Origin of the sequence: Paenisporosarcina quisquiliarum (assembly GCF_043641925.1) — a bacterium.
GTDB lineage: Bacteria > Bacillota > Bacilli > Bacillales_A > Planococcaceae > Paenisporosarcina > Paenisporosarcina quisquiliarum_A.
Genome location: NZ_JBHZRU010000036.1, coordinates 1 through 2,180 on the forward strand (window position 1 = coordinate 1; position 2,180 = coordinate 2,180).

The window sequence follows — 2,180 nt, forward strand, 5'->3', positions numbered from 1 at the left end:
TATAAATGATAACCTAACAATGTACTAAAACGCTTGAATAAATATGTACAACTTTGACTCCATTCTTCATACTATTCACGAGGTGATTAGTATGTATATTCAACTAGATATTCAAACAGATTTTGAGGTTAAGAGTCTTACAGACTTAGCCAAAATAAAATTACTAATGGAGAATTTGAAAATGAAAATAAATAGAAGTCAATTAGCGAGAGAATTAGGGGTAGATCGTCGAACTATCGATAAATATATAAATGGATTTACTCCAAAAAGCACCAAAAACAAAACGTCTAAAATTGATGAGTATTATGAAATCATTAGTCTGCTTTTATCAACTGAATCCAAACAAATCTTTTATTACAAGCGAGTATTGTGGCAATACCTAACAGATAATCATGGGCTAGAATGTTCGCAATCTGCATTTCGCGCTTATATTAATAGAAAGCCAGAATTTAATGCCTATTTTAAAGAGGGGAAAAAGACAAACCCTGTTCAATCAAGTATTCGTTTTGAAACGGCACCGGGAGAACAAGCTCAATTGGATTGGAAAGAAAGTATTGAATATGAAACAAAAGATGGAGAAATCATATATGTAAATGTGGCTGTATTACTGCTTTCCTATTCGCGTTTTAGAGCCTTTCACTTAAGTGTTTCTAAATCACAAAGTGTTCTACTTTCCTTTATGACTGAAGCTTTTGAGGCATTTGGAGGCGTACCAAAAATGATTGTTACAGACAATATGAAGACAGTGATGGATGATGCGCGAACAAAACATTTCAAAGGAACAGTGAATAAAAAGTTCGCTCAATTTGCGCAGGATTTTGGATTTAAAGTTCAGCCCTGTATTGCAGGAAGACCCAATACCAAAGGAAAAGTAGAATCTCCAATGAAGTATTTAGATGAGATCCATGCCTATCAAGAGAAATTCAGCTATGAAGAGCTACATGAATTTGTACAAAAGCTTTGTACAAGAATCAATCAGAGTATTCATCAAGGGACCAATAAAATTCCGATGTTCGCTGTAAAAAAAGAAAAGAACCTCTTACTGCCCCTACCACGGCAACAAATAAGAGATTCTTACAGAATCAATCACACACATGTAAAGGTCAATCCGTCCAACATGATTTCCTACAAGTCCAATCAATATTCAGTACCAGCCAAATATCAAGGGAAAACTGTAGATTTACAGGTTTATGATGATCTATTATTTGTCTATTATAACACGGAGTTACTTGTGCAGCATTCTCTAAGTCAATCGAAAATCAATTATAAGAAGGAACACTATAAAGAAGAGCTATCCAAAGCCGTTCCTTATTATCCAGATATCGATGATTTGGCCAAACAAAATTTAGCTGCCATAGGCGAGGTGTATAAATGATGAACAATAGTTTTCAGCAATTAGTACAGAATCTAGAGTATTTAAAGCTTAAGCAAATGACCCAACATGTAAATGAAGTCGTAGACTTCAGCATCAATAATCAACTTTCGTTCGTCGAAACATTAGTCAAATTAACGAATTACGAGATTGATGTACGTGAGAAAAACATGATTCATTCTATGGTTAAGGTGGGGGCCTTCCCTCACCGGAAAGAGATCGGAGAATTTGATTTTGACTTTCAACCTTCGATTAATAAGCAGCAAATACTAGACTTTGTTTCTCTACGATTTTTAGAAAAGAATGAGAACATTATATTTTTGGGGCCAAGTGGGGTTGGGAAATCACATTTGGCAACTTCCATAGGGATAGCAGCAGCCAAGAAACGGACAAGCACCTATTTCATTAAGTGTCATGATTTAATCCAGAATCTAAAGCGTGCACGTATGGAAAACCGCTTAGAAGCTCGCTTAAAGCATTACACAAAATATCGATTGCTTATCATCGATGAAATTGGCTATTTGCCGATTGAGACTGAAGATGCGAAATTGTTTTTCCAGTTAATCGATATGCGTTATGAAAAGCGTAGTACCATCCTGACAACGAATGTGAATTTTAAAGCTTGGGACGAAGTCTTCCAGGATACAAAGTTGGCCAATGCCATATTAGACCGTGTATTACATCACGCAACAGTCGTTAGCATCGTTGGACAGTCGTATCGCATCAAGAACCATTTGGATAAAGAAAACGAGTAATTTTGTGCATCTTTAAACAAGCGAAAGTGTACATGTTTAGATTGACATTTACA

General features: G+C 35.6%; 2 protein-coding genes. Both read left to right on the forward strand.

Annotation, left to right across the window (positions count from 1 at the left end; genetic code table 11):
* Positions 1–91: 91 nt before the first annotated feature.
* Positions 92–1,375, forward strand: coding sequence for an IS21 family transposase (gene istA, locus ACHUE4_RS16560; protein ID WP_394192062.1), 1,284 nt, complete (start codon positions 92–94; stop codon positions 1,373–1,375).
* Positions 1,375–2,127, forward strand: coding sequence for an IS21-like element helper ATPase IstB (gene istB / locus ACHUE4_RS16565; RefSeq protein WP_394192064.1), 753 nt, complete (start codon positions 1,375–1,377; stop codon positions 2,125–2,127). Before istA ends, istB begins: the two co-directional genes overlap by 1 nt.
* The last annotated feature ends 53 nt before the right edge of the window (positions 2,128–2,180 follow it).